Source organism: Pseudomonas baltica, from assembly GCF_031880315.1.
GTDB lineage: Bacteria > Pseudomonadota > Gammaproteobacteria > Pseudomonadales > Pseudomonadaceae > Aquipseudomonas.
On the sequence record NZ_CP134771.1, the window covers coordinates 6,562,416 to 6,583,925 of the forward strand.

At 63.3% G+C, this 21,510-nt stretch carries 14 protein-coding genes and 1 pseudogene; 8 read left to right on the plus strand and 7 right to left on the minus strand.

What is annotated here, in order from left to right:
- Positions 1-5 precede the first annotated feature (5 nt).
- The 7 genes and pseudogenes from REH34_RS29735 to REH34_RS29765 all read right to left on the minus strand — a co-directional run bounded on the left by REH34_RS29735 (position 6) and on the right by REH34_RS29765 (position 7,913).
- Entirely contained in the window at positions 6-647 is a 642-nt protein-coding gene (locus REH34_RS29735; protein WP_311970237.1) for a TetR family transcriptional regulator, read from the minus strand.
- Positions 648-702: 55 nt separating this feature from the next.
- Positions 703-1,014, minus strand: a pseudogene (locus REH34_RS29740) (substrate-binding domain-containing protein); the annotation flags it as partial.
- 23 nt (positions 1,015-1,037) lie between these two features.
- Positions 1,038-2,849: a sigma-54-dependent Fis family transcriptional regulator gene (locus REH34_RS29745; protein ID WP_311970238.1), complete on the minus strand. Its 1,812-nt coding sequence runs from the start codon at positions 2,847-2,849 to the stop codon at positions 1,038-1,040.
- Between the two features lie 106 nt (positions 2,850-2,955).
- The gene (locus REH34_RS29750; protein ID WP_311970240.1) at positions 2,956-3,846 is read right to left on the minus strand and encodes a transporter; all 891 of its coding nucleotides are present in this window, start codon (positions 3,844-3,846) and stop codon (positions 2,956-2,958) included.
- Positions 3,847-3,925: 79 nt separating this feature from the next.
- On the minus strand, positions 3,926-5,050 hold the full coding sequence (locus REH34_RS29755) for an NAD(P)-dependent alcohol dehydrogenase (RefSeq protein ID WP_311970242.1): 1,125 nt from the start codon (positions 5,048-5,050) through the stop codon (positions 3,926-3,928).
- An 18-nt stretch (positions 5,051-5,068) separates the two neighbouring features.
- A complete protein-coding gene (locus tag REH34_RS29760) occupies positions 5,069-6,547 on the minus strand; it encodes a benzaldehyde dehydrogenase (protein WP_311970243.1) in 1,479 nt (492 codons plus the stop codon).
- A gap of 451 nt (positions 6,548-6,998) precedes the next feature.
- Positions 6,999-7,913, minus strand: a complete 915-nt coding sequence (locus REH34_RS29765) for a LysR family transcriptional regulator (protein ID WP_311970244.1) — start codon at positions 7,911-7,913, stop codon at positions 6,999-7,001.
- Between the two features lie 211 nt (positions 7,914-8,124).
- Here REH34_RS29765 and REH34_RS29770 point away from each other — a divergent pair, with 211 nt between their 5' ends.
- The 8 genes from REH34_RS29770 (at position 8,125) to REH34_RS29805 (ending at position 21,488) form a co-directional block, all read left to right on the plus strand.
- Entirely contained in the window at positions 8,125-9,147 is a 1,023-nt protein-coding gene (locus REH34_RS29770; RefSeq protein ID WP_226502657.1) for a zinc-dependent alcohol dehydrogenase family protein, read from the plus strand.
- 273 nt (positions 9,148-9,420) lie between these two features.
- Positions 9,421-10,878, plus strand: a complete 1,458-nt coding sequence (locus REH34_RS29775; RefSeq protein ID WP_311970245.1) for a hypothetical protein — start codon at positions 9,421-9,423, stop codon at positions 10,876-10,878.
- Positions 10,875-12,293 (plus strand): PLP-dependent aminotransferase family protein, encoded by a 1,419-nt coding sequence (locus REH34_RS29780; RefSeq protein ID WP_311970246.1) that lies wholly within the window; start codon positions 10,875-10,877, stop codon positions 12,291-12,293. Before REH34_RS29775 ends, REH34_RS29780 begins: the two co-directional genes overlap by 4 nt.
- A gap of 97 nt (positions 12,294-12,390) precedes the next feature.
- Positions 12,391-14,115 (plus strand): VRR-NUC domain-containing protein, encoded by a 1,725-nt coding sequence (locus tag REH34_RS29785; protein WP_311972191.1) that lies wholly within the window; start codon positions 12,391-12,393, stop codon positions 14,113-14,115.
- Positions 14,112-16,379 (plus strand): ATP-dependent DNA helicase, encoded by a 2,268-nt coding sequence (locus tag REH34_RS29790; protein ID WP_311970247.1) that lies wholly within the window; start codon positions 14,112-14,114, stop codon positions 16,377-16,379. The genes REH34_RS29785 and REH34_RS29790 overlap by 4 nt, the downstream gene beginning before the upstream one ends.
- Before the next feature lie 103 nt (positions 16,380-16,482).
- On the plus strand, positions 16,483-18,546 hold the full coding sequence (treS, locus tag REH34_RS29795; RefSeq protein ID WP_311970248.1) for a maltose alpha-D-glucosyltransferase: 2,064 nt from the start codon (positions 16,483-16,485) through the stop codon (positions 18,544-18,546).
- Between the two features lie 172 nt (positions 18,547-18,718).
- Positions 18,719-19,918, plus strand: coding sequence for an HD-GYP domain-containing protein (locus REH34_RS29800; protein ID WP_311970249.1), 1,200 nt, complete (start codon positions 18,719-18,721; stop codon positions 19,916-19,918).
- Between the two features lie 10 nt (positions 19,919-19,928).
- Positions 19,929-21,488, plus strand: a complete 1,560-nt coding sequence (locus REH34_RS29805) for a glycosyltransferase family 39 protein (protein ID WP_311970250.1) — start codon at positions 19,929-19,931, stop codon at positions 21,486-21,488.
- Positions 21,489-21,510 lie beyond the last annotated feature (22 nt).

Genomic DNA, 21,510 nt, shown 5'->3' on the forward strand with positions numbered 1-21,510 from the left:
CCCTGTCAGCCTGCCGCCAGCCCGCGCAGTACCTGGTCGCGAGCGTAGTCCAGCCAGCTTTCGCGGGCGCCCTTGCTGTCCAGGTTGGTGCCGAGGAAGGCGCCCAGGGTATGCAGGTTGGAGTTATAGAAGTAGCACAGCGAGGAAATCATCAGGTAGGTGTGGATCACATCCACATCCATGCGAAACAGTCCCTGCGCCTGCCCCGCCTGGATGATTGGCGCGAGGGTATCCAGCGCCGCGCCCGACAGCGCCAACAGATGGGGCGACTTGCGCGAGTGCTTGCCTTTGTGCAGGTTTTCGCTGTTCAGGATGCTGATGAATTCGGGGTGGCGCCCGTAGTAGTCCCAGACGAACCCCACCAGTTGCTCAAGGGCCGCGACCGGCTGGGCGAGGTCGAAGCGCTGGCGGCTCTCGGCTTCGTTGAAGCCCGCGTAGATGCCCTCCAGGACACGGATGAACAACTGCTCCTTGCTCTTGAAGTAGTAATAGATCATGCGGTCGTTGGACTTGGCCAGCCGCGAGATCTTTTCGATGCGTCCGCCCGAATAGCCGTCCTGGCTGAACACCTTAGTGGCGGCCTTGAGGATGCGTGCGCGGGTTTCTTCGGCTTGTTGGCTGCGCAGCCCGGAATTGGGAGTGGCCATGGAGGTCCTGTGGCTGAAAGAAAGTGCAGCGCCAATCATACGCCATGCTGCCCTGCTATCGACCGGCGCCATCTGGCGCGCAGGCACTTGCACGAATCTTCAGCGTGAATGACAGCTGTACGTGGCGTTCGGCCAACGGCTTGTTTTCGATCAGGGCGACCAGCCTGTGTACGGCGTGGCGGCCAAAGTCTTCGGCCGGTTGCTCTAGGGTCGTCAACGGCGGATCGCAGTAGGCGGCCATGGAGAACTCGTCGAAGCCTGCCACTGATACATCCGTGGGCACTCGCAGCCGTGCTGGCTTGATTCGCATCAGCGCACCGATGGCCATCTCGTCGTTTTCACAAAACAGCGCCGTGGGGCGGTGGGGGCGGCGACTTCAGCTGAGCTGAGTCACCGCCCCAGCTTCTTGTAAAGCGTGGTACGGGAAATCCCCAATTGCGCGGCCGCGGCGGAGATGTTGCCGCCATTGGCTACAAGCGCGTTTTCTACGGTGCGCCGCAGCGTCGCCTCGAGGTCGCCGTCAGGCGCCGCCATGGGCAGTTGTTGGAGTTCCATGGGCAAGTGCTCGAGGCGAATCATGGCCTCGTCCTGGGCCAGTGCCGACGCCAGGCGCAGGATCTGTTCCAGCTGCCGCACATTGCCGGGCCAGTTCTGCCGGCGCAGCGCTTGCAGGGCGAGGCTGTTCAGCGGTGGGCCGGCGTGGCGCAGCCGCAGGCGCTCAATCAGGATGTCGAGGTCTTCACGCTCGCGCAGGGGCGGCAACGACACGCTCAGCCCGTTGAGACGGTAGTACAGGTCTTCGCGAAACTGCCGCGCGGCCATGCGCTGGGGCAGATCGCAGTGCGTCGCGCTGATCACCCGTACATCCAATGGCCGGCGCTGGCTGCTACCCAGCCGAGTGATTTCCCGTTCCTGCAAAACCCGCAACAGGCGCGTCTGCAGGGCCGCCGGCATGTCGCCGATCTCGTCCAGCAGCAAGGTACCGCCATGGGCCGCTTCCAGCTGGCCGCTGGCGCCACCCTTGCGCGCGCCGGTGAAGGTGCCTTCGGCATAGCCGAACAGCTCGGCCTCGATCAGGCTTTCGGGAATCGCCGAACAGTTGATCGCCACGAACGGCGCTTGTGGATTCCAGTGCTCGTGCAGGGCGCGGGCGAACACTTCCTTGCCGGTGCCGGTCTCGCCTTGCAACAGAATCGGCACGCCGGCGGCGAAGGCTTTGTGAGCCTGCTGCAATTGGCGGTTGAGCCCGGTATCAGAGCCCAGCGGCGACGCAGGCTGGTTCAGGCGCGTGTTGCGGCTGACCACCGGGCGATGCTGTTCCAGCACCCGCGCGAACAGCCGCGAGCCGTCGTTGAGGGTCAATTGCTGGGGCGCGCGGTGCAGATCGATGGCGGTGCTGGCTTCGAACAGCTGGTCGAGGTGGCGGCCATCCGGCTGATACTGTGCCAGGCCCAGCAGCCGCTGCGCCGCGCGGTTGGCGTTGCGGATGCGGCCGGCGTGGTCGATTGCCAGCAGCCCTTGCAGCGGCGTGCCGAGCAGGCGCGGGTCGTGCTGCAGAGAGAGGATGCGACAGTCGCCCAGCCCGGCGAACAGGCGGTTCTCGGCGGCCATGGCGGCGTGGCTGAGTTGCTCCAGCACAGCGCCCGCCTGGCGCTCACCCACGCCGGTGATGTCCAGCGCACCAATGATTTCCCCGCCCAGGCCGCGCACCGGCACGCTCACGCAGAACACATGCTCCAGCTCGCTGAGGTAGTGCTGGTTGCCGATCACCACCATCGGCACGCCCTCGGCCAAGGTGCAGGCCGGGGCAGTGGTGCCGATGTCGGCTTCCTGGATGCGTCGACCGATCTGTAACGGCAGCAGCGGCCCATCCAGTTGCTGCGATTGCCGCGCATGGACGATCACGCCCTGTGGGTTTACGCAGAACAGCGTCCATGAGGAACCACCGATCTGCTGCCACAAACGGTCGATTTCCGGGCGCACGCAATCGGCCAGGCGCAGGTCGGCGGCGTCGAGAATCTGCAGTTGGTCATCACGCTCGGCCTGCCAGGTATTCCACGGCAGCAGGCCGCTGGCCCGCGAGCGAGCCCAGGATTGGGCGATGGGTTCCGGCAACAGCCCAAGGGGCAAGGAGGCGCCTTCGATAAAGCGATGGCGCGCGTGGCTCAGCCGTTGCTGGTCCACCATTGCAAGGGCATCCATGGAGATACCTCTAATCATTATTGGGGGTAAAGCACAGGGCCCGTGGCGGCACAGGCACCGGCCACGACCCTTTCTCAGATATACCTTCCCCCCGGCAGCGTCAAGTTCAAAACACCAACAGCGCGCGCAGATTGATGCCGGCATCTTCCTGGAAACCGCCGACGGTGCGCACGTCGTGGGTCAGCTGCGCGCTCAGCTGCACCCGCTGGCCGACCATCTGCTGGAATTCCAGGCGCACTTGCTGCACTTCGGTCTTCTGGCCGGTGTAGTCGCCGTCAAGGTACTGCTTGCCGCCGGTGCTGGCGCTGTAGCCCAAGGCCACGCGCTGGGTAGGGTTGAAGTCGTAGCGCAGGTTGCCCTGGAGCTGATAGGTGGGGTCCTGCTTGAGGGTCTGGCGGCCGCTGCCGGCGTCGTCGTTGTGGCCGTAGACCACGGCGTCGCCGTACAGCTCCATGGAAAAACGGCCCCACAGCGGTTCGACCCAACCTAGTTGCAGGTCGCCCTTGAAGCGGTTTTCGCCCAGATTAACGGCATCGTGGCGGTCGTAGCTGCCCCACGGCAGGTACAGCAGCGGGGTGATGCCGAAGTAGCGGCCGCTGACCCCGGCGCTGGGCTGGTTGACCAGCCAGAAAGTGGCGCCGACGATCGGGTCGGCCATGCCGCTGGCGCTGCCTAGCGATTGCCCGCCGATGCGCGCGTCGTAGACGTGACCGAAGGGCAGCAGGATCTGCGGGTCGACGGTGATGCCGCCGATGTCCATGAAGTGGATCAGCCGCAGTATGCTGATGTTGGATTTGAGGCTGGTTTGCCGGGTGCTGTCGGCGCCGCCGTCGGCGTTGAAGCGGTCTGAGTGGCTGTATTGCTGGTACCAGGCGGCGATGTTGGTGCCGGCGGGCAGGGCGGTGTAGTCGCCCGCGTTGACGTCGACGGCCATGGCTTTGGTCGAACCGAGGGCGAGCGCCAGCGCGCCCAGGCGTGAGCGGGAATTGATGTGCATGGAAGGTCCTTTATTATTGTTGTGTGCGCCGGTGGTTGTCGGCACAGGGCCCGGGGCGGCAGGCGCCCCGGGCGTGATCTTATTGGCCGATACGGATGATGGGTTTGAGGGTCACGCCCTTTTCGCTGTCGGCGGCGGCCTGGTTGATCTCGTCGAAGTTGTAGAACTTCACCAGGCGGTCGAACGGGAAGCGGCCTTGCAGGTACAGGTTGACCAGCTCGGGGATGAACTTCTGAGGCACGCTGTCACCTTCGACGATGCCGCGGATGGTCTTGCCGCCTAGCAGCAGGTCGTTGACGTCGAACTCGGCGGTGGTGCCCAGCGCGGGTGCGCCGACCACACCCAGAGCGCCACGGCTACCGAGGGCGTCCACGGCTTGGCGCAACACGGCCGGGCGGCCGGTGGACTCAAGGGCGAAGTTGACGCCCCCGCCGGTGATTTCGCGGATGGCCGCCACCGGGTCAGTGTCCTGACTGTTGATCACGTGGGTGGCGCCTAGCTCGCTGGCCAGGGCCAGGCGGGAGGGCACCACGTCGACGGCGATGATGGTCGTGGCCCCTGCCACCCGCGCGGCGAGTACCGCGCTCAAGCCCACGGCGCCACCGCCGAAGGCGGCGAAGCTGCTGCCCGGGGTGACTTTCAGCGAGTTGATCACCGCACCGGCGCCAGTCTGGATGCCACAGCCCAGCGGCCCGAGCAGTTCCAACGGCGCCTCGCGGCTGACCTTGACCGCATTGTTCTCGCGGCTCAAGGCCAAGGTCGCGAAAGACGACTGGGCGAAGAAGTGATCGTTGAGCCGTTGCCCGGCGTCGTCTTGCAAGGCGCTTTCGCCCTGCGGGTCGCCACCACTGAAGTTGCGCCCGAAGAACTCCTGGCAATAGGCGGTATGGCCGCCGCCGCATGACAGGCAGTGGCCGCAGTAGCCGTACGTCAGCACCACGTGGTCGCCCACCTGCAGGCCCTGCACCAGTGGGCCCACGGCTTCGACGATGCCCGAGCCCTCATGGCCGAGCACCGCCGGCAGCGGCACGGGGTAGTACTGGTCGCGCACGATCATGTCGGTGTGGCACATGCCGGTAGCAACGATGCGTACCAACACTTCATCGCCGCGCGGGTTGCGGATCTGTGCGGTTTCGAGGGCGAAGGGCGCGCCTTTGCCGCGGGTGACGGCGGCGGTAACGGGACGGTAGACGGTTGCGTTCATTGTTATTGTTCTCCTGGTTTAAAGCGGATAGGCCGGGGCGTCACCCTTGACGGTCAGCCACTGCCATTGCGTGAATTCTTCCCAGTTGGCCGGGCCGCCGATGCTGGTGCCGTTGCCAGAGGCGCCGACGCCGCCGAACGGGTTGATGACCTCGTCGTTGACGGTCTGGTCGTTGATATGCAGCAGACCCACGCGCAGCTGCTCGCCGAGCTTCAGGGCGCGGCTGACGTTCTGCGACAGCACCGCGGCGGAGAGGCCGTAGTCGGTATCGTTGGCCAGTTCGATGGCCTGGGCGTCGGTGTCGAAGGGGATGACCACGGCCACCGGGCCGAAGATTTCTTCATGGAAGGCCGGGTTATCGCGGGTCACGCCGCTGAGCACGGTAGGCTTGAAGAACAGGCCTTCATAGGTGCCGCCGGCGTCCAGGCTGGCGCCGGCATCGACGGCGGCCTTGACCACCTTGGCGGCATGGTCGCGCTGCGCGGCGTTGATCAACGGCCCCAGGTGTACTTGGCTGCTGGCAGGATCGCCAACCGTGAGGCTGTCGGCCTTGGCCACCAGTTTTTCCAGGAACCGGTCGTAGATGCCGCGTTGCACCAGCAAGCGGCCGGTGGACATGCAGATCTGCCCCTGGTGCAAGTACACGCCCCACGTGGCGTTGGCCAGCGCCAGGTCTAGGTCGGCGTCGTCCAGCACGATCAGTGAGTTTTTGCCGCCCAGCTCCAGGGACACTTTCTTCAAGTGTTTTCCAGCGGCTTCGCCAACCTTGCGCCCCGCGCCGGTGGAGCCAGTGAACTGGATCATGGCGATGTTGCGGTCGCTGGTCAGTGCTGCGCCTGCGTCAGCGCCGCCAGGGAGTACGTGCAGCACGCCCTTGGGCAAGCCGGCCAACTCGAACAGGCGGGCAATCACCAGGCCGCCGCACACTGCGGTGCGCGGGTCCGGCTTGAGTACCACAGCGTTGCCGGTGGCCAGGGCCGGGGCGACCGCGCGCATGGCCAGGTACAGCGGAAAGTTGAAGGGCGAGATCACCCCGATCACCCCCAGCGGCCGGCGCCGCGCCAGGCTCAGGCGGCCAGCGCTGGAGGGCAGCACTTCGCCCTGGCTGCGTGACGGCAGAGCGGCGCTTTCGTGCAGGGCCTTGATGGTGATGTTTGTTTCAAAGGCAGCCTTGGCCTGGGTCGAGCCGCTTTCGCGGACCAGCCAGCCGACGATGCTATCGAAATTGCTCTCAGCCAGTTGCGCGGCCTTGCGAAACAGCGCTGAGCGCTCGTCGTAAGGCAGCTGGTACCAGCCACGTTGAGCGTCGGCGGCCTGCTGGGCGCTGCTGGCAATCTGCGCCGCGTCGGCATTGGCGATTTCGCCCAGGGCATTGCCGGTGGCCGGTTCGACCACCGCGCTGGATGCAGCGTTGCCGGGTTGCCAGGAACCGGTGAACAGGCGCTGGTGCCACAGGGCGTTCGGAAGAAATTCGGCAGTTGAGGCAGGGGTGCTCATTGTGGGTGTCCCTCTTGTTTTGACGTATGCGCAAAGCCGAGTTGGCGTTGCGGCGCTGTCTTGGCATAGCAGAGGGCGTGCCATTTTGCCGCAGGCGCGGACGGGCAGGGGTTGTAGCGGGTGTTAGCGGCTCAGGCCTTGGCGTCCATGTCCAGATACTGGACATGGACGCCAGGATGAGTGTTCAGTTTCTGGACGTTGGCTATCACTACATAATTCCACCCGGGGCAGGTTGGCCCTTCCAGTGGATCTACTCGCGGACATTGACTGATTCGTAATGGTCGAGAACCGTTCTGTATATAGAGTGCCTGTGTAATGTTCTGATGAACGGACACCCATTTTTTGCCCCCAGGAGGCGTGGAATCCATTGGATGTAGATAGGCGGCGGTGGACTGAGATTACCAATAAGCAGCTGTTATGAGACAGTTTTATGGAATTTATTGGAACTCCGTTACAAGCTATCGGGGTCACCAAAAAACATCTGCAACCGAGACCGCAACCACCGCTCACCGGGATCATTGTCCTGCGACCCCCTCCACGCCATGTGCATCTCGAAGCTCTGAATCTCCAGCGGCAGCTCCTCCGCGCGCAGGCCACCGGCGGCGGTCAGTGCATCGGCGGTATAGTCGGGGACGATGGCGATGATGTCGGTGCCGGCCAGCAGTGTGCCCAGCCCGTTGAACTGTGGCACGGCCAGCACCACATGGCGCTTGCGGTCGATCTTCTCCAAGGCTGTATCGATAAAGCCGCTGAGGTCGCCGGCATAGGAGACCAGCGCGTGGGGCCGGCTGCAGAAGTCGTCCAGGCTCATGCTCCCTGGCATGCTGTCGGCGCGCAGCAACATCGGCCGCGCCCGGCGCAGCACTTTGCGCTTGGCGTTGGCGGGCAGGTCGTTGGTGTAGGCGACGCCGATGGATATCTCGCCGGAGGCCAGCAGGGCCGGCATCAGAATATAGTTGGTGCGGCGCACCACCAGGACGATCCCCGGTGCCTCGCCGCGCAGACGCTTGAGCAACTGGGGCAACAGCGAGAACTCGACATCGTCCGACAGCCCGATGCGGAAGACCGCAGTGCTGGTGGCCGGGTCGAATTCGGAGGCGCGGCTCACGGCCGTGGAGATCGAGTCCAGGGCGGGGGACAGCAGCGCGAAGATTTCCGTGGCGCGTGCCGACGGCTCCATGCTGCGCCCGGTGCGCACGAACAGCGGATCATCGAACAGGCTGCGCAGGCGCGACAACGCCGCGCTGATGGCCGGTTGACCGAGAAACAGCTTTTCCGCGGCGCGGGTCACGCTGCGTTCGTGCATCAGGGTTTCAAAGACGATGAGCAGGTTAAGATCGACGCGACGCAGGTCGTTACGGTTCATCTTCAGTGCTTCTGTTCAGTGACGACGAGGGGGCGGGGTGAATCTTAAGGGCAAAGACTGGTAACCTGCACCGAGAAAATGAAAATTGTCGCCAGTTGATTGAATCGCCGATCAATCACAGGCATGTTGACTATTAATAGGCCGCCATAGCCTTAGCGGGAAAGCCCGGATAAAGTTCATGGCATTAGAGGTCACTTTGACGAGGTTTGCGATGTCCCGCACGATCCGTTTTCACAAGTTCGGTCCGGCAGATGTGCTCAAGTGCGAAGAGCACGCAGCCGCTTTGCCTGCGCCTGGTGAAGTGCAGGTTCGTGTCGAAGCTATCGGCATCAGCTGGTACGACATTCTGTGGCGCCAGAACCTGGCGTCATCCCACGCTCGTCTGCCTGCTGGCCTGGGTCATGAAATGGCCGGCGTGGTCGTGGCAGTAGGCGAGGGCGTCGAAGTGCTGGCGGTCGGCGACAAGGTCGCCAGCTTCCCGGCCGAGAGTCCCAATCAATATCCGGTCTACGGTGAGGTCATCGTGCTGCCGGTGACCGCCCTGACCCGTTATCCCGAATTGCTCACTCCGGTTCAGGCCAGTGTGCATTACACGCCGCTGCTGATCGCTTACTTCGCCTATCGCGACCTGGCGCGCACCAAGCCCGGTCAGGTCGCGCTGGTTACCGATGCCAGTCATTGCGCCGGCCCGGCCTTCGTGCAACTGGGCAAGGCGCTCGGTGTACGGGTGGTCGCGGCGACCAAATCAGCGGAGCAGCGCGACTACCTGCTGGCGCTGGGGGCGGAAAAGGTCATCGTCACCGAGGAACAGGACCTGGTCATGCAGATCAGCAAGTTCACCGATGGCCGTGGTGTCGATATGGTCTTCGACGGCCTGGGTGGCCCGCAGATGTCATTGATGGGCGATGTGCTTGCGCCCCGTGGCAGCCTGATCCTGTACGGCCTGCAAGGCGGCAATCAGACGCCGTTCCCGGCGTGCGCGGCGTTCCAGAAGAACATTCAGTTCTATGTGCATTGCATCAGCAATTTCACCGGCAAGCCGGAGCTGGGCATCGTTCAGGATCACGAGGCCTTGCAGCGTGCGTTGGCGGACATCAACCAGATGACCGCCGACCGCATCCTGCTGCCCCAGGAGATTCGCGTCTATCCCTTCGGCCAGTTCGTGGAAGCCCACCGCTACATGGACGAGTGCCCGTGCGGCGCCCGCGTGGCCCTGGAAGTGGAACCCGCTTGAGCCAAGCCCTGTAGCGAGGGGGCTTGCCGTCGATCAACTGTGTCAGCAAGGTGATGGTGCTGACACGTGTTATCGGGGGCAGGCCCCCTCGCTCCATCTGTACATCCCCGCTTACGTTTGCTTGATCGCGGTGTAGGAAAATTCCGGTAATCTGCACTGGTTTTCCGCGCTGATCTGTATCTTTCAATACATTCCCATGCCCCGATAATACTTCCTGCCAATTGCCTCCCGCCGGTGTGGAGCGTTGCCCGACGGTTTTGACAGGGATCGATCTTGAGCGAGCTGCATCAACAAGCCATCAACTACGTCTATCTGCAGGTGTTACAAAAACTGCAGTGCCACTATTCCCATCGCCAGCGCCTGGCGCTAGAGCAGCTTATACCGCGCATCATTCTGGCGGCGGGTGGCCCGGGCCGGTTGGGTGAGTACCGGATCATGGTCGCCCATAATGGCGGTCGCGAGAGTGCTCAGGCCGTCGCCTTTCTGCGCGCTGCGCAGTTAAGCCTGACGGTACGCTGTGGGCAGACCTTCCTCCTGCGAATCGTGACCTGTCGCCAGGAAACCCTGACCGAACCCACCGCGGGTAATGTACGGCGCCTCTACGCTGCCTTGTTCGTCGAGGACGACCCACGCGTAGAGACTCTGCTGGCCGACGATCATCAGGTATCGCCCTTCGACCTGCCGGAAGTTGGCATGGAGCCATTATCCGCCGTCCGGCGCATGAACTTGTTGATGGCAGGGCAGATCACCGGGGGCGATGTCCGCGCGACCTTCTGCCATCTCGATCACCAGCGCTACGCCAATGCCTTGCAGCGCGGCCTGCACTGGGGCGGCGCGGTGAATGCGCTGGTGCGGCTCGAGTCACCGCGCCAACGCCATCAGTATCAACTCTGGTCCCGCCAAGTCGCGCGCCGTGCTCAATCGCTGGCTCAACAGCGCGAAGTCGATGACCCTTTGCTCCAATCGTTCTGCGCGTTGCGTGCGGGGCTCGGGCAGGGCGCTCGTCCGCCACGGACCGTCAAGTCGTTGGCCTTGGACGATCTTATGGACGAGATTCTCGACACACCTTGCATGCCATTGCTCGAGTTCCTCGGCTTTCGGCTGACGGATCTGGGCGCGGTGATCGGCCAGGCCGATCTTGCTCATCCATTGCTGCTGGCGCATATCGCAGGGCTGCGATCCGAAGCCCTGACACTGCTCGACTACCGCGACGGCATCGAACACTACCTGAACCTTTCAAGCCCTTTGTTGCGTCAGCGCAAGTTGCCCCAGGAATTGCTTCGTGCAGCGTTGGCCGGTTATGCCACCAAAGCAACCCTCACCGCCCACCGCAAACGGGCCAATGCGCTGCTCACTACACGCTATGGCCTAGGTGAAAAGCAGCTGGTGTGCATGCTGTTCGCGCCTTTTGTCGATCAGGGCGCCGGACTTGCGCGCTATCTGCGCCATTGCCATCACAGCATGCCGCGGGCGCTGCCCTATATGCATAGCGCACTGGCTGGCGAGACGGTGCCCATGCCCGTCCAACAATGGTTGACCGAGAGCAGCGGGTTGCCATTGAAACGATTGCGGGAGCTGTACAGGATGGCGCGGGTGCACGTCGACGACGACCAGGGATTGTTAGCGAATTCGCCGCACTGGCCGCTCAACAGCCGTGGCGTGCGGGGCCTGCATCCGGTGACCGGTTTGCCCGCCCTGAGCCCGGCCGGCCGACGTGAGCGTGAATCATGACCAGGGCAGCGGCCCGCCGCTATGCCTATCAAACCGTGTACGCCTATCTGGCGAGCCTGATTGCCGAAGCCACCGGCGAGCACAAGATCCGCCTGCCGTCATTGCGCGACCTGGCCAGCCGCCTGGACGTCTCCGTATCGACCGTGCAGCATGCCTACCAGCTACTCGAAAGCGAGGGGCGGATCATGTCCGTGGCCAAGTCCGGCTATTATGCTGTCGCCTCCCCAGCGGGCCCGCCGCTCGCTGCACTGGCCACGCCCACCGCCGAACCCGACCTGCTGCAAAGCCTCTACCACCATGCCTGTACCCCGGGCATGTGGGCACTGCACCGCAGCGCCCCCTGGCCTGGCGACGCCTTTGGCCAGGCCCTGACCACACGGGAGCGGGAGATCCGGCGCCAGCACCGCAGCCCCGACAGCCATCCACTAGGCGAGCCGGCGCTGCGACGCGAACTGGCGGCGCGCTATACCCAGGCTACCCATCACCGCTGGTGTGCCGATGATGTCTATCTGGCGGCCGATCTGCGCGCCACCCTCGATATCACCCTGGCCGCGCTGGATATCAGCGGCCGCACGGTGATGATCACGACGCCGGCGTCCCCCGTGTTACTGATGGCACTCGACGCTGCGGGGCTGGATGTCTGCGAGTTGCCCCTGGATATGGGCGGCGACCTGGATCTCGAGCGGGCCGCCCACTACTTGCGCGAGCGTGCGGTGGCGCTGGTGATCCTCAGTTCCACGCTCAATGGCCCACAAGGCGCACTCATGCCTGACACCACTCGACAGGCGTTGGCAAAACTGCTCGATCACCACGGCACTTGGGTGCTTGAGGACGATGATCATGGCGAGTTGTGTTTTTCCAATGAGACTCCCTTGCGAGATTGGGTAGCTCCGGAGCGTTTGCTCGTGTGTGGCTCGTTCGCACGGACCATCGGCACCGAAGCGCGCTATGGCTACCTGCTGGTTCCACCCGAGGCGCGCTCGCCGATGACTGCATCGGTGCGTCAGCGCTTGTTGCAACGTGACTTCCATCTGCCTCCAGTACGCCAGAAGGCCATCGCGCGCCTTTACCAGCGCAGGGCCATCGATGGTCAGCTGCGTTCCCTGCGCAACGGCCTGAAACTCAATGTTGGTCGGCTGGTGCAGCAACTCGATGACAGCCTGGGCGATCTGCTCTGCGCGCCGATGCCTGCGGGTGGCAGCGGGGTGTGGGTGAGTAGCCGCCACGCCATCGATGTGCGACAGGTGTACGACCACCTGCTGAGACGACACATCCTCATCGCTCCAGGGCCGGTGTTCAGCAGCCAGGGCCATCATTCTCAATGCCTGCGCATCGCCTGTCCGGTCAACGGACGGGGGCTGCCGGGGCGGGTGATCGCCGAGTTGCGCAAGGCGTTGCAGTCTGGCCGTCGCTGATCGAGGCGATCCATTGGTCGCCAGACATTGTCATCGGCAGGGACTGTATGTATAAACAGGCCATGTTTTTTCCGTTGAAATATCTCGTCTCGTGACCATTCCTGCCAACTCCCTCGAAGACCCATTCTACTACCTGAGCAATTTTCGCCAGGTACTGGCCTGGTTGCGCGAGCGCTACAGCGATGTGCTCTGCAACGAAGAACTGGCGTTCGTCGATGGCTTCGCCTTGCTCGACAAGGCCGCCCAGGCGCTGCTGGTGCGGATGATCATGCGCAAAGGCCCCTTGTATCGCGCGAGCAAACTGGTCTATGCCGAAATCGGTCCTACCGAACTTGCCGTGGCCCCGTTACTGCAGCGCGGCTGGGTCGACGATCAGCACCCCATCAGCCTGGGGCAGTTGTTCGATCTGCTGGGCAAGGCCGAACTCTATCAGCGCTTTCGTCACCACGGCCTGCTCTCGGGAGCACGCAAGGCGCAATGGCTCGAACAGCTGTGCGAGCACTACCTCGATGAGCAGCCCTTCGCCCATTGGTGGCCGGAGCTGGACGACGCAGTCTACGCGCTGCAGATCCGCGGGCTGTGCGAGCGCATGCGCTTGCTGTTTTTCGGCAATCTTTATCAGGACTGGTCGGAGTTCGTGCTGGCCGACCTGGGGATCTACCGTTACGAACAAGTGCCCCTGAACGCGGAATCACGCAGCCTGCATCACGCGACCCATATCGACCAGTACATGGTCTTGCACGAGACCCGCCAGGCGTTGGAAGCAGGGCTTGAGCGCGAGCCCTTGGTAGCTGGGGTGCTGAGCCTCGAGCTCGACAACCCGTGGCTGCGCAGTCGACGCGACAAACTGCTGTTCCAGATGGGGTATCTGTATGAGCGCGAAGGGCTGCTGGATCAGGCGCTGGTGATCTATCAGGCCAGCACTTTCGCCGAAAGCCGCGCGCGGCAGGTACGCGTACTCGAACGCATGGGCCGCTTGGAGCAAGCTGTGGAATTGGCGCAAAGCGCCCTGCAATCGCCGCAAAATGCATTGCAGGCTGCGCACAACGCTGCCGAGCGTCAGCAATTGCAACGCATGCTGCCACGCCTGCGCCGAGGCCTGGGGTTACCTGCGCAACCCAAGCGCAAGGCCGCACCGCCGCAACGTCTCGACCTGTGCCTGCTGCGTGATGGGCCAGCGCGCAGCGTCGAGGCCTGGGTCCAGGCGCATCTGCAAGAGGAGGGCGGCCCGGTGTTCTATGTCGAGAACACCCTGTTCACGTCATTGTTCGGATTGCTGTGTTGGCCTGCGATCTTCGCGCCATTGCCCGGAGCGTTCTTTCACCCATTCCAGAGCGGGCCCACTGATTTGCACCAGGCCGACTTCCACGCGCGCCGGGCGGCGCTGTTCGAGGCCTGCCTCATGGAGCTGGAGGATGGCCGCTACCCGGCGACGATCCGCCAGCGCTACCGTGATAAATTCGGCCTGCAGTCGCCCTTCGTATACTGGAGCATGCTGGACGAAGCCTTGCTCGATCTGGCCCTCAAGTGCCTGCCCGCTGCGCACCTGTCGCACTGTTTCCGGCGCATGCTCGAAGACCTCAAGGCCAACTGCGCCGGCATGCCTGACCTCATCCAGTTCTGGCCCGAGCGCGGCAGCTACCGGATGATCGAGGTCAAGGGGCCGGGTGATCGGCTGCAGGACAACCAGGTGCGCTGGCTGGCCTTCTGCGCCGAGCATCGTATGCCCGTGGAGGTCTGCTATGTGACTTGGCAATCCACCGCCGATGACACAATGATCGACTCCGCGATCGCAGCCATGGCGCAGCAGGCCGATGCGTGAGCTACCGTATTTCGGTTCGCGCGCTGTGCGAATTCACCGCCAAGGTCGGTGACCTTGACTTGCGCTTCACCCCTTCGCCGACGGCGCTGGAAGGCATCCAGGGGCATCTGCGGGTAACCGCCGGGCGCCCGGCCGGTTATGAACGGGAAGTCAGCCTCAGCCTCGATTTCGAAGACCTGCAGGTGCGTGGGCGCGCTGACGGTTATGACGCCAGCACCCATTGCCTGGAAGAGATCAAGACTCACCGCGGCGACCTGAGCCGCCAGCCCGACAACCACCGGCAATTGCACTGGGCCCAGGCGCGCCTTTACGGATGGATGCTATGCGAACAGCGCCAGCTGGCGCAGATCGAGTTGGCGCTGGTTTATCTGGATGTCGACAGCGATCGCCAGACCCGCTTCGAACAGACCTGGCAGGCGGAGGATCTGCGCGAGTATTTCGAGCGCTTGTGCCGGCAGTTCCTCGGCTGGGCACGGCAGGAGATGCTGCGCACGGCACTGCGCAATACCGGCCTGCAAGCGCTGGCGTTCCCCCATGGCAGCTTTCGCAGCGGCCAGCGGCAGTTGGCCGAAACCGTCTACAAGGCGGTCAGCACCGGGCGCTGCCTGATGGCGCAAGCCACCACGGGCATCGGCAAGACCCTGGGCACGCTGTTCCCGATGCTCAAGGCCATGGTCCCGCAGCAACTGGACAAGATTTTTTTCCTTACCGCCAAGACCCCAGGCCGGCAGCTGGCGCTCGATGCCCTGCGTCAAGTGCACAGCGCACAACCGGACTTGCCCTTGCGAGTGCTCGAACTGGTGGCCCGCGACAAGGCGTGCGAACACCCCGACAAGGCCTGTCATGGCGATGCCTGCCCCTTGGCCAAGGGCTTTTATGACCGACTGCCGGCGGCCAGAGCCGAGGCTGCCAAGGCGCCGCTGCTCGACCGCGCCCACCTGCGCGACATCGCCCTGAGCCATGACGTGTGCCCTTATTACCTGTCCCAGGAAATGGCGCGCTGGGTCGACGTGGTAGTGGGCGATTACAACTATTACTTCGACCAGAGCGCCTTGTTGTTCGGCCTGGCCCAGGAACATCAATGGCGCCTGGCGGTGCTGGTGGACGAAGCCCATAACCTGGTCGAGCGCGGGCGTCAGATGTACAGCGCCAGCCTCGACCAGCGCACCCTGCAGACACTGCGCAAGCAGGCCCCGGCGGTGCTGAAGACTGTGCTGCAGCGGGTTAATCGCGAGTGGAACGCGCTGCACAAGGCCCAGATCGCGGTGTATCAGGCCTATGACACGCCGCCGACCCTGCTGTTACTGGCGTTGCAGCGTTGCGTCGCCAAGATCGGCGACCTGCTCAACGAACAGCCCGAAGGCCTGGCCCCCGAACTGATGGACTTTTACTTCACGGCGCTGCAGTTCACCAAGGTGGCCGAGTTGTTCGACGATGGCTATGTCTTCGATATCAGCCTGCAGCAGGGCCCCAGGCAGAGCAGCCATTCGCGCCTGTGCCTGCGCAACGCGGTACCCGCGCGCCTGCTAGGCCCGCGGCTGGCGGCAACACGCAGTTGCGTGCTGTTCTCGGCCACGCTGAGCCCGCGGCACTACTTCGCCGATCTGCTGGGCATGCCGGCCGACTATGCCTGGCTCGACGTGCAATCGCCGTTTGCCGCCGAGCAGTTGGAGGTCCAGCTGGCGGCGCATATCTCCACGCGCTACAGCCATCGCCAGGCCTCCCTGGTACCGATTGCCGAGCTGATCGCCCGGCAGTTCGCCCAGCGGCCCGGCAACTACCTGGCGTTTTTCAGCAGCTTCGACTATCTGCAACAGGTCGCGGCACTGGTCGCCGAACGCTATCCACAGCTGGCGCTGTGGTTGCAGGAACGGCAAATGGACGAGGCGCGGCGCGGGGCTTTTATCGAGCGCTTCCAGGCTGGCGGCCAGGGCATCGGCTTTGCCGTACTGGGCGGGGCCTTTGGCGAGGGTATCGATCTGCCTGGCAGTCGCCTGATCGGCGCCTTTGTGGCGACCTTGGGGCTGGCGCAAGTCAACCCGGTCAACGAACAACTCAAGCAGCGCCTGCAACTGCGCTTTGGCGCGGGTTACGACTACACCTATCTGTACCCCGGCTTGCAAAAGGTCGTGCAGGCCGCCGGGCGGGTGATCCGCGGCGTGCACGACCAAGGCGTGGTCGTGCTGATCGACGATCGTTTCGCCGAGGCCAAGGTGCAGGCGTTGCTGCCCAACTGGTGGCCCGCGCCCATCGCTTGCGCCTGACAGGCCGAAGTAACCGGCGCAATCCGCAGGCGCGATGCAACTGTTAGCGTCCACGGCAATCATAAAGGGGGACAGCAGCCACCCAGATGGACGAACTTGCCCCATGAGCAAACCGACACCGGAACACGTGCAATGGCTGGTCGACCAGTCGATGCTGCATGCCGCGCAACAGCGCGCCACCTTGTACTCAGGCCAGGCCCGACTGTGGCAACGGCCCTTCGCCCAGGCCCGACCGCGCGACGCCTCGGCTATCGCCTCGGTCTGGTTCACCGCCTATCCTGCCTCGATCATCACCCGCGAAGGCGGCTCGGTGCTCCAGGCGCTGGGCGATGAGGCGCTGTGGCACGCGCTCTCGGAGATCGGCATCCAGGGCATCCACAACGGCCCGCTGAAACGCTCCGGCGGCTTGCAAGGTACGAACTACACGCCAACGATCGACGGCAACTTCGACCGCATCAGCTTCGACATCGACCCGAGCCTGGGCACCGAGGCCGAACTCAGCGCACTCAGCCGTATCGCCGCCGCCCACAACGCCGTGGTCATCGAAGACACGATCCCCTCGCACACCGGCAAGGGCGCGGACTTTCGCCTGGCGGAAATGGCCTACGGGCAGTATCCCGGCCTGTATCACATGGTCGAAATCAAGGAAGAAGACTGGCCACTGCTGCCCGACGTGGGGGCCGGGCGCGATGCCTGCAACCTGACGCCCGACGTGGTCGACCAATTGCGCGACAAGCACTACATCGTCGGCCAATTGCAACGGGTGATCTTCTTCGAGCCCGGAGTCAAGGAAACCGACTGGAGTACCACGCCAGTGGTGGTTGGCGTCGACGGTAAACCGCGGCGCTGGGTGTACCTGCACTATTTCAAGGAAGGCCAGCCGTCGCTCAACTGGCTCGACCCCAGCTTCGCCGCCCAGCAGATGATCATCGGCGACGCCCTGCATGCGATCGACGTGGTCGGCGCGCGGATTCTGCGCCTGGACGCCAACGGTTTTCTGGGCGTCGAACGCCGCCCCGAAGGTAACGCCTGGTCCGAGAGCCACCCGTTGTCGGTGGTCGGCAACCAGCTGCTTGGCGGTGCCATTCGCAAGGCCGGCGGTTTCAGCTTCCAGGAGCTGAACCTGACCATCGACGACATCGCCAGCATGTCCCATGGTGGTGCTGATCTGTCCTACGACTTCATCACGCGTCCGGCCTATCAACACGCGCTGCTCACCGGTAACACCGAGTTCCTGCGCCTGATGCTGCGCCAGACACACCAGTTTGGCATCGACCCGGCCTCGTTGATCCATGCCCTGCAGAATCACGACGAATTGACCCTCGAGCTGGTGCACTTCTGGACACTGCACGCCCACGACACCTACCTGTACCAAGGCCAGACCTTCCCCGGCAATATTCTGCGCGAGCACATTCGCGAGGAAATGTACGAACGCCTGGCCGGTGAACACGCGCCCTACAACCTCAAGTTCGTCACTAACGGCGTGTCGTGCACCACCGCCAGCATCATCACCGCAGCGCTGGGTATTCGTGAGCTCGATAGCCTGACCGCCGAGGATATCGCGCGCATCCAGCACATCCACTTGCTGCTGGCCATGTACAACGCCATGCAGCCCGGGGTGTTCGCGCTGTCTGGCTGGGACCTGGTGGGGGCGTTGCCACTGCCCGCCGAGCAGGTTGCGCACTTGATGGCCGATGGTGACACGCGCTGGATCCACCGGGGCGCCTACGACCTGGTCGACCTCGATCCGAGCGCCGAGATCTCGACCGGGCAGATGCCCAAGGCCCGCGCCCTGTATGGCAGCTTGCCCGAGCAGTTGCAGCGTCCCGACTCGTTCGCTTCGCAGTTGAAGAAGATCCTCGCGGTGCGCCGCGCCTACGATATCGCCGCGAGCAAGCAGATCCTGATCCCCGACGTTCAGCATCCTGGGCTGCTGGTGATGGTGCATGAACTCCCGGCGGGCAAGGGCACCCAGATCACCGCACTCAATTTTTCGGCCGAGCCTTTGGTCGAGACGTTGCAATTGCCGGGTGTAGCACCGGGGCCGGTGGTCGATATCATTAATGAACGGGTTGAAGGCGATCTGACCGAGCAGGGCGAATTCACCATTACCCTGGACCCATATGAAGGCTTAGCACTGCGGGTGGTGAGTACTTCACTGCCTTGAGCCGATCGGGGAGTGACCGAAATATCAGGACCGGTCCATATTTCGGTCACAGCCCGGCCACCGGTCGCACAAACCGGGCTTTTAAGCGTAGATACACCTAATTTTGTTATCGAGGTTGGCGGGAATAGTGGCAAGATGGAATCGTGCGCGAGTAGCGTGGCGGGGCGGTTGAATGATCAAGAAAATTGCGACATCAGACTTGATTGTCGGCATGTACATCCATGCATTGTGCGGTAACTGGATTGACCACCCGTTCTGGAAGGAACGCTTTCTGTTGAGCGACCCCCAGGACATCGCGCGCATCAGGCAATCGGCAATCGAGGCGGTGATGATCGACACCGACAAAGGCCGCGATGTCACTGTGCAATCGTCCATCGAAGCACCTGCGCCCCTCGTGGAGACCGGCCCCGCGCCGCTCAAGCGCGTGTCCATGGACATGGAGATGTCCAAGGCATTCATCCTGTGCAATCGCGCCAAGGCAGCCGTCGCCAGCATGTTCAACGATGCGCGCATGGGACACGCCATCAATACCGAAGAATCCGAGGCGCTGGTCGAAGAGATCGCCAACTCGGTGATTCGCAATCCCCATGCGCTGATCAGCCTGTCGCGGCTCAAGAGCAGTGACGAATACACCTACATGCATTCGGTGGCGGTCTGCGCCTTTATGATGGCCCTGGCGCGCCAGATGGACCTGCCCCAGGACTGGGTGCGTGAAGCCGGCATTGCCGGCCTGATGCACGACATCGGCAAGATGACCATTGGCTCAGACATCCTCAACAAGCCCGGCCGTCTGACTGATCCCGAGTTCGCCGCCATGCGCCTGCACCCCGAGGGCGGCGTCAGGATTCTGCAGCAAGGCGGGGTGCAGCATGCCTCGGCGTACGACGTGTGCCTGCATCACCACGAAAAGTTTGATGGCAGCGGTTATCCGTTCGGGCTGCAAGGGGAGCAGATCAGCGTCATGTCGCGGATGGCGGCGATCTGCGATGTGTATGACGCCATCACCTCTGAGCGGCCTTACAAGAAAGCCTGGGGCCCAGCGCACTCGATCCGCGAGATGGCCAGTTGGGGGGGGCATTTCGATGAACACGTCTTCCAGGCGTTCGTCCGCACAGTGGGCATTTATCCGATCGGCGCGCTGGTCCGCCTGCAAAGCCAGCGGATCGGGGTGGTCGTCGATCAGGACGACAAATCCCTGCTCAAACCCAAGGTAATGATGCTATTGTCCGCGCGCACGAAAATGCCGCTGGAGCGCAAGGTGGTCGACCTGTCGCGCTTTGGTGAGGAAGACAAGATCATCCGCATCGAATCGGCCAAGGACTGGAATCTTGGCGACATCGATGCCCTCTGGACGGGTCGACCGGGAAGCTGAATTGACTGCAATGAAATCTCTACCTCCGTCGCCGACCGTTGACCGGACGCGGCGTTCGCGCCTGGCTTTCATTCTCGCCTTGGGCGCCGTACTGATCTTGGCCACGATAGTGCGCTTGCACGGTTTGACGGCGGTGGCCATCTGGTGCGACGAGGCTTCCAGCATCATCACCAGCCGCTACCCGCTGCCGGACCTGTGGTTCCACGCTGCCCACGATGTTCACCCGCCGTTCTATTACGTGCTGTTGCACCTGTGGATGGCGATGTTCGGCGAGGGACTGTTCTCGATCCGCCTGCTCAGTGCGATTCCCGGTATAGCCACCGTCCTGGTCGGGGCGCTGCTGGTGCGTCAGGTGGCGTCGCCTAAAGCCGCACTGCTGGCCGGCCTGCTACTGGCGTTGTTCCCGTTTGCCGTGCGCTACAGCCAGGAAGTACGCATGTACTCGTGGCTCACCTTGCTGTTGCTCAGTGCCACCCTGGCGCTGATGCACTGGCTGCGCAACCCCGAGCGCAAGGGGTGGCTCGCCCTTTACGTGCTGTTGATGACAGCGAGTCTCTATACCCACTACTTCACGATCTTCTGCGCGCTGGTGCACTGGCTGCACGTAGGCGCGCTCAGCCTGCGGCACGAGGGCCAGCGCCCAGCGACGTATAGACCACTAAGGCGCGCCCCCTGGTGGCTGGCCAATATCGCCATTGCGCTGCTGTTCATGCCGTGGGTGCCCAAGCTGTACGATCAACTGACCCATCTGCCCCAGTTGGAAGCCGGCGGTGATGTGGGCTGGATTGCTCCGGTCACGTTGTGGTCGCTGGCCACATCGATGTGGGAGTTCTGGACCCTGAGCGACGGCCAGTCCATGCCCAGAGCAGTGTATTTCCTGCTGCCGTTGACGGTTATCGCCCTTGCAGGCGTGGTGGTCCGTACCGACCGCAGCCCCCAGCGCTCTGCGCGTTTCCTGGTGCTCTACACCTTTGCGCCCATGGTCGCGGTGTTTCTGTTGTCATTGATTTCGCCGCTGCTGGTCGAGCGTTATCTGATGTTCGCGGCCATTGGGCTGCCGATGCTGGTAGCGCTGGCCATCGCGCAGCTGTGGCGTAAATCCAGGCTGCTGGCGATGGCAGTACTGGTCACCACGCTGGCCGTGGACAGGGTAGGGCTCAACGAGATCTATCGGATCGACGAGCCGCAGTTCGATCAATTGGTCGATTACGTCAACCGGCATTACCAGCCCGGCGATACCGTGGTGATCAGCGACCTGTTCTGGTACTTCACCTATGTCTACTACAACACCACACCGGTGGTGCCCCAACTGCTGACGTTGCCCAAGTCCGAAGGCGGTGCCGGCCGGCCCAATGCCTATGGCTTCGGCACCTTGGTGGATGCGCAGGGACCGCATATCTATGTCGATGAGCTGACCCAGCTGCCCCGCCAGGACCATCGTATCTGGCTGGTAGGCAGTGCGCAGCCACCGGACGACTTCTATGCGATTCCGGCCCAATGGCAATTGCTTGAGGATCGCAAGGTGGGTGATAACGAATTGCGCCTGTATCAGGCGCATTGGGAGCGGTAAGCCCGGATGAGCCATGCGGGTC